Consider the following 6,000-nt stretch of genomic DNA (forward strand, 5'->3'; position numbering starts at 1 on the left):
TTGCACCGTATCCAGCAGGCCGCTCAGCGGCTGTAACCGCCTGGCCACATCAGTGGTATCAACATACTGCTAGCTACGTCGCCGAACGGACTGGCGCGTCAGATCATCAGTGTGAAGCGCAGTGCGGCTTGTCGTGCGAATAGTGGCGATGGGGCAATTCGCGCCTATCAGCGCACCCCGGCCCACCTACGGCCGAACACCGGCGGTTTCGCCTTGACGGCCTCCCAGCCGAAGAAATGGTGGTTGCCGGACCAGGTATGGACCAACGCGTTGCAGACACTGCACTTGAAGCTGCCGGCGTGCCTGGCCTCATGCTCCTCCCTCGTCGCAGTGTAGATCATGCTGCAGCTTGGGCAGGAGAATTCTTCGATCGTCCAGATGGTATTGGCCATGGCAACGCGACGTGTTTGATGTGACCGGTCCAGTGTAGGTTCTGAGCGCTTGCACCCGGGTAAATCGATCGGCGTAAATCCGGTTAACGGCGGTTAGGCAAATCCGCCTTGCGGATTTGCAGTTCGGCGGTTGAACCATTTCCGGTGCGCCCGCGTCCCACGTTCGGTGGGGAGATCCATGGCGCAATATTCGGTTCTGGAGCGGGTCGGGAAGGCGGGGAAGGCAGCGATGACGCTGCTTATCATACTGGCCGTCTTCCACGCCTTTGGGCCAAGCTCCGCGGTCCTCGACACGCCGATCAGCCAGCTGACCCTGAGCATGCTGATGGTGCCGCTGATCTGGATGATCATTCTGCTCGAATGCATCAAGGGCGTCGGTGTGTTGCTGTTCGAGGCCATTGTCGGTCGCGACCGTGTTCATCTCTGGGGCACGGGCCCAGAGGACGAAGGCCATCAGCGTGACGCTACCGACTCCGATGAACAACGGCCAGTCTCCAGCCCCGGGCTCAGACAAGCGGCATTGCCGGGCTGGCTCAGCCGAGGTCACAGCCAATCGCAGTGATCGGCCGGGCCGTGCCCGACCAAAATTTGCCAAGCGGCGCCGTGCAGCCGGGTCGTCTTGACGCCCGATCCGTGGCTGGCAATAAGGCGAGGCCTGCCCCGCGCGCCAATCGCGGCGGTCGATGGCGCCGGAAGTCGCGTTGATATTGCAAGGGAAGCTGCGCCTGTGAAAACCCTCCGCCAGTTCCTGACGGGAGAGGACATCGTCCAGCTTCTGATCCGGCTCGGCCTGCTCGCGCTCCTGATCATCTGGACCTTCTTCATCATCCGGCCCTTCGTGCCGATCCTGACCTGGAGCGCCGTGCTGGCGGTCGCGTTCTATCCGGCCTTTAGCTGGCTCGCCAAGCTGCTTGGCGGCCGTCCCAGGACGGCGGCGGTCATCCTCACCTTGATGACGCTCGGCATCGTCATTGGCCCTGCGACCTGGCTGGGGCTGAGTGCGGTCGAGGGGGCGAGGGAGCTTGCGCGCCAGCTCGGCACCGGCGACCTCGCACTTCAGTCGGCGCCGGAGCAGATCAAGTCCTGGCCGATCATCGGCCCGCAGCTCTACGAGCTCTGGGAGCAGGCCTACAACAACATCCGCGCCGTGCTGCGCGAGGTGGCGCCGTATCTCCAGCCGCTGGCCGGACCGCTGCTGTCGCTCGCCGGCGATGCCAGCGTCGGGACGCTGCAGTTTCTCGTCTCGGTCTTCGTCGCCGGCTTCCTGTTTCCCCACGGGCCGCGGCTCGTCGCCGCCGGTCGTGGCTTTTTGTTTCGCATCGTGCCCGAGCAGAGCGAGCATTTCCTGGAGCTCGCGGGCGCGACCATTCGCGCCGTGTCGCAAGGGGTGATCGGCGTTGCGATCGTTCAGGCGTTGCTCGCCGGTGTCGGCTTCAAGCTCGCAAGCGTGCCGAGCGCCGGCCTGCTCGCGTTCATCGTGCTGCTGCTGTCGATCGTGCAGATCGGCGCCTTCCTCGTCCTCCTACCCGTGATCATCTGGATCTGGACCGCAAAGGACGTCACCACGGCGCTGCTGCTGACCGTGTTCCTCGTCCTCGTCGGCTTCATCGACACCATGTTGAAGCCGCTGGTGATGGGGCGCGGGCTCAACACGCCGACCATCGTGATCTTCGTCGGCGTGATCGGCGGCACGCTCGCCCACGGCATCGTCGGCCTCTTCATCGGGCCGATCGTGCTGTCGGTGGCGTGGGAGTTGACGATGGCGTGGATCAGGACGGATCGAGCCGATGCCGGTGAGGGGAAGAAGGACGGCTAATCTTGCTCTCGAAGAAGCGGCCGCCGACACATTTTCCCCGCCCAGCTGGCGGCCTTCAAGGCCCGCGCGCCCGACCAGATGCAAACGTCAAAGCTGATGGTCTACACCCGGCACTGTTGTCGGTAGTCTTCCACGCGGCATGGGAGCCGATGCGGGTGGGGCAACGGGACGGACGTGAAAAAGGACCCGCCTCCGAGTCTGTGGGAAGAACGGAGGGAAATGCATCAAAAAAACATCGCCCTGCGGACTTGAAAACAAAGGTCCGGAGGCGGGGCCGCAAACGGCTATAGTAACGAGCGAGCGGCAATCCGAAGGCCACCGCCCGCCACATCAGACCTAGGAGGAATGATGTGCGCGCAACCTAACATCGCGGCTCGCGTTCAGTCATCGGGAAAAAATGGTATCGCGGAGAAGGTGAGCCAGGGGTGCGTTGCAGCAACGTGCTTCTGCTGGCGATCAGCCAATCTCATCTTCAACGAGCATTCGTTTTCCGCTTCGCGCTAAACGGATGCCTCGTCGATACGGCCTATATCAGTCAGATGCGCCCGGTTTCTTGGGTGCGCTGCTTTGCTGGAAGTGCTCAACGCCAGCGCCACCGATTTCAACCCAGGCATGCTTCGACTGCTCGAACACCGACCTGACCGGAGCCGGATTAGTTGCGTCCGCGATCGCGCCGACGGCAACGCCAATGAACGCAGGAAGATTGCTGGACTTCCAATAAACCGTCGAGCCGCAGAGCGTGCAAAAATAGCTATGCACCTTCCCGCCGCTAGCAGCAGCACGAGTGAACTCCTTCGGCTCTCCTGAGACGGCGATGGTCTCGGCGGGATAGAACGCACCGACCCCGAACGGCGCGCCGGTTCGCCGCTGGCAATCGATGCAATGGCAGGCAACGACGAGTCTGGATGGTCCTGGAAGCGACAGCGTCACGGCGCCGCAACTGCATCGGGCAGTGGTCATCGGGGTCTCCTCTACCTTGTTGACCTGTGTGTGAGGCGGAGCGTCAAGTCTGGCCGCGCGAGAACGCCGAGACGATCTGAAGCGAACGCTGGCCGTGAGGGCTCGACGGCTCATCCGACGCACCGAAAGATCGTCAGCGGCCTAGAGCCGCCGGTTCGCGCTGGCGGGCCCACGGTTCGACGATACCCTGAGTGGAGGCATCCTTTTTCAATGTCTGCGGGGCGCCCGAGGCTGTTGCACATCCTGCTGCGGGACGGCCTGCTGCTGCTGGAATAGAAGGCGCCGGTTTACTTTACATATCACGTTCGACCGGCCGGACGCGGACGCCAGGCATTGCTCTCTCGTCTCATAAGAGCAGTCGCCGGAATAGCCGAGCTCCCCACCATAGACGCACCAGGGATAATCATATGAAACCGGGGAAGCGGAGCCTGCGACTGCAGCGGTCCTGGCTGCGAGCAAGGCGAATATGACTAGCATCGTGCGCATGATCATATTTCCTGTCGTGGTACATGAGGTTAGGGCGCGAAGAGTCCTGCCAGCATGAACCGGTTGGCCAGTCAAAGCGATGCAAGAATCTGCCAGATGATCAACAGCACCACGATCACCAGCACGGCGTAGATGGTCCTGCGGCCGATCATTCTATTCATCTGACGAGCCTGTACGTCTTTGCCGGCTTGCGTCTCGGGTGGAGATTTGGGGGTAGCTGGCCACGGTTCAAGGCACGCGTGATGCCGATACGCGCGAACATTGTCGGGCCCACCGCGCTCAGCCACTCGGACTAGCGCTTCCATAGCCGCTTGCCATTCGGGCGTCGTGCTGCCGCTTCGGCCGCGCGGTGATATGCTCCGTCCGTCCCCGCCGAAGATGATCCTGATCGGGCGGTGACCGGGCGGTGTGCAGTCCGGCAGACAGCGCGCATCCCATCGTCAAAGCGCCGACGTCAGGCACCTCGCAGATTACCGATTCCTAGCCGTCCGGAACGGCAGCGAGCTCCTGCGTCCCGTGGGTTTGGAAAGCCGCTCCCGACTGAGGACTGATAGCTTCCTGGAGCGGCTGAGGGGTTATCTCATCACGTGCAAGGCGAGTGCGCGCACTGTGTCCGTTCATCGCTTTCACCGCCTCATTCTCATTGGCACAAAAAGCGATGCATCGTCGATCGGCAAACACGAGCCACTGACGAGAACCAACTTCCCTGATGACGTACTCGGTCATTGTCGAGTCTCCAGCAGCGAGTTGATTTCATTTTATGCCAACAGCGTTGCTCATTCATTAATCCGGCTTCGGTCCCACTGCCACTGCGGCCGCCCCCCATTATCGACGTTGCATGCACGCTTGCACGGACCCCTTGAGGCCGGGCCCCCCTTGGCCATACGGAGGCCGTCGCTCGGGCCTCGTCTTTGGACCTTGCGAGCTTTGCATCGAACCACGGATTGTTTGCTTCGGCGGCTTGGTTCGCCAAAGCTTAGGCCGTCGATCACCAGAGCCCAGAGCGACGAGCACCAATTGAGGCCAGCGTCCAGCCAGCCAGCGACAAGGACGTGCCTCGGCATGGCCGGCGGCCGCAACTTCGCTGTGAATGGGCGCCGACGGCTTTTGCTGAACCATGAACGCTTCATAAGCCGCCTTCCACTTCGCGATCAGCTCGGCGCGCTGCGCCGGCGTCAGGTCGCGGTGGATCAGGACTTCGTTGAGTGGGCATACCCACTCACCTTCAAAAAGTTGAGACTAGGCTGGACGTTCGCCGCCAGATGGGCGGAGCACAACAGAAGGACAACGAAATTTCCGAGAACTCGGAACACTAGGCGGCGTCGCTAGGTTCTACACGTCGGGGGTAGGAATTGCGGAGCTATACTCCATGGGTATCCAGATCGTGATGGACCACACAGGCGACAGCAGATACTTTTTCGACCAAACTGACCGGGAGGGGTTGGCCAAGGCTGAGCGACGCTTTGGCAAGCTGATCGGCCAGGGATTTACAGCTGCCACCCGAACAGCGACCGGCGATCTCAACATCGTACGGACATTTGATCCGACTGCTGATGAGACGCTGTTCTATCCGCGTCTCGTTGGCGGCTAGCCCATTCGCTGCATGGCAAATGTTTTTGTTCAGACGCAGTAGTCTTGGCAGTAACGCGCGTTTGCGCGCCCTTCGTGCGCTCTATTCGAACTTTGTCGCGCAAAATCCTCCGGAGGCGCGTGCGCGTCGTCTTTTGCGAGAATGGTTAGTTCCTGAGCAGCGTGCGCAATTCGATGCCCAAGGTCATTTCGATGTTACCGGCTCTCACACGGGCCGACGATATCGAATTCGCCAAGGCACGATGAGGAATGTTCTGGAGATCGATGAACAAGGACAGGCGAAGATGGGATGGTGTTTCGTTCCCGCGCGTGCTCTAGCAGCCGGTGACGTGATGCTCGCGCAGAAGATCGCGCTCGAAACCGACGAAATGGCCGTCCTGTCGCTTGCCAACAAGTTTCCGCCGAAACTGTTGTGACCGCCCCAGAGATCAAGCCGGTGAATCTGCTGATTTGTGGAGCTGTTTTGGGCTGGTCTGCGCAGGGGCGATGCCCGATCTAGATGTGGCCTGTCAGGAGGTTGTCCATCTGGTCTGAACCGAGGAAGCTGAGGTTGCGAAGCTTCAGTGTTCCAAGGAGAGACCAGATGAACGTCCACAAGAATGCGCCTTTGACGCCCAAAGGTCGAGAGGCGATGGTCCGAAGCGTGGCGCAAGGCGGGCTCAGCCAGGCTGGCGCGGCCGATCTGTTCAATACGACACCGAAGACGGTGGCCAAATGGGTCAAGCGGTTCCGCGCAGAAGGTGTGGAGGGATTGCG

9 protein-coding genes are annotated in these 6,000 nt (G+C 61.3%); 5 read left to right on the forward strand and 4 right to left on the reverse strand.

Going from position 1 to position 6,000, the window contains the following annotated elements; all coding sequences use genetic code 11:
• Window positions 1-167: 167 nt before the first annotated feature.
• Window positions 168-392 carry a hypothetical protein gene (locus YUU_RS0137595; RefSeq protein ID WP_027526946.1) on the reverse strand — a complete coding sequence of 75 codons (225 nt, stop codon included), beginning with the start codon at window positions 390-392 and terminating at the stop codon, window positions 168-170.
• A 178-nt stretch (window positions 393-570) separates the two neighbouring features.
• Between YUU_RS0137595 and YUU_RS0137600 the strand changes: the two genes are divergently transcribed.
• Both YUU_RS0137600 and YUU_RS0137605 read left to right on the forward strand, forming a co-directional pair.
• Window positions 571-954 (forward strand): hypothetical protein, encoded by a 384-nt coding sequence (locus YUU_RS0137600; protein ID WP_027526947.1) that lies wholly within the window; start codon window positions 571-573, stop codon window positions 952-954.
• 165 nt (window positions 955-1,119) lie between these two features.
• Window positions 1,120-2,208 carry an AI-2E family transporter gene (locus YUU_RS0137605; RefSeq protein ID WP_035664441.1) on the forward strand — a complete coding sequence of 363 codons (1,089 nt, stop codon included), beginning with the start codon at window positions 1,120-1,122 and terminating at the stop codon, window positions 2,206-2,208.
• A gap of 531 nt (window positions 2,209-2,739) precedes the next feature.
• On the opposite strand, the gene YUU_RS0137610 is transcribed toward YUU_RS0137605, so the two are convergent.
• From YUU_RS0137610 to YUU_RS0137620, 3 genes are all read right to left on the reverse strand, one after another.
• Window positions 2,740-3,168 (reverse strand): GFA family protein, encoded by a 429-nt coding sequence (locus tag YUU_RS0137610; RefSeq protein ID WP_027526949.1) that lies wholly within the window; start codon window positions 3,166-3,168, stop codon window positions 2,740-2,742.
• Window positions 3,169-3,375: 207 nt separating this feature from the next.
• Window positions 3,376-3,660 (reverse strand): DUF3551 domain-containing protein, encoded by a 285-nt coding sequence (locus YUU_RS57180; RefSeq protein ID WP_371260551.1) that lies wholly within the window; start codon window positions 3,658-3,660, stop codon window positions 3,376-3,378.
• Window positions 3,661-4,134: 474 nt separating this feature from the next.
• Window positions 4,135-4,380 (reverse strand): hypothetical protein, encoded by a 246-nt coding sequence (locus YUU_RS0137620; protein WP_027526950.1) that lies wholly within the window; start codon window positions 4,378-4,380, stop codon window positions 4,135-4,137.
• 643 nt (window positions 4,381-5,023) lie between these two features.
• On the opposite strand from YUU_RS0137620, the gene YUU_RS0137625 reads away from it, so the two are divergent.
• The 3 genes from YUU_RS0137625 to YUU_RS57185 all read left to right on the forward strand — a co-directional run.
• On the forward strand, window positions 5,024-5,245 hold the full coding sequence (locus YUU_RS0137625; RefSeq protein ID WP_027526951.1) for a hypothetical protein: 222 nt from the start codon (window positions 5,024-5,026) through the stop codon (window positions 5,243-5,245).
• Window positions 5,246-5,264: 19 nt separating this feature from the next.
• Complete coding sequence (locus YUU_RS0137630; RefSeq protein WP_027526952.1) at window positions 5,265-5,660, forward strand: hypothetical protein; 396 nt, start codon at window positions 5,265-5,267, stop codon at window positions 5,658-5,660.
• 167 nt (window positions 5,661-5,827) lie between these two features.
• Window positions 5,828-6,000, forward strand: a 173-nt coding sequence (locus YUU_RS57185; RefSeq protein ID WP_035664449.1) for a helix-turn-helix domain-containing protein, incomplete at its 3' end; no start/stop codon positions are given.

The sequence above is a fragment of the Bradyrhizobium sp. Ec3.3 genome (assembly GCF_000472925.1).
In the GTDB taxonomy this organism is placed as follows: domain Bacteria; phylum Pseudomonadota; class Alphaproteobacteria; order Rhizobiales; family Xanthobacteraceae; genus Bradyrhizobium.

Bases quoted from the DNA above. Each gene is read 5' to 3' on its own strand.
- YUU_RS0137595 (WP_027526946.1), bottom strand. From the start codon at position 392: ATGGCCAATACCATCTGGACGATCGAAGAATTCTCCTGCCCAAGCTGC.
- YUU_RS0137600 (WP_027526947.1), top strand. From the start codon at position 571: ATGGCGCAATATTCGGTTCTGGAGCGGGTCGGGAAGGCGGGGAAGGCA.
- YUU_RS0137610 (WP_027526949.1), bottom strand. From the start codon at position 3,168: ATGACCACTGCCCGATGCAGTTGCGGCGCCGTGACGCTGTCGCTTCCA.
- YUU_RS57180 (WP_371260551.1), bottom strand. From the start codon at position 3,660: ATGATCATGCGCACGATGCTAGTCATATTCGCCTTGCTCGCAGCCAGG.
- YUU_RS0137620 (WP_027526950.1), bottom strand. From the start codon at position 4,380: ATGACCGAGTACGTCATCAGGGAAGTTGGTTCTCGTCAGTGGCTCGTG.
- YUU_RS0137625 (WP_027526951.1), top strand. From the start codon at position 5,024: ATGGGTATCCAGATCGTGATGGACCACACAGGCGACAGCAGATACTTT.
- YUU_RS0137630 (WP_027526952.1), top strand. From the start codon at position 5,265: ATGTTTTTGTTCAGACGCAGTAGTCTTGGCAGTAACGCGCGTTTGCGC.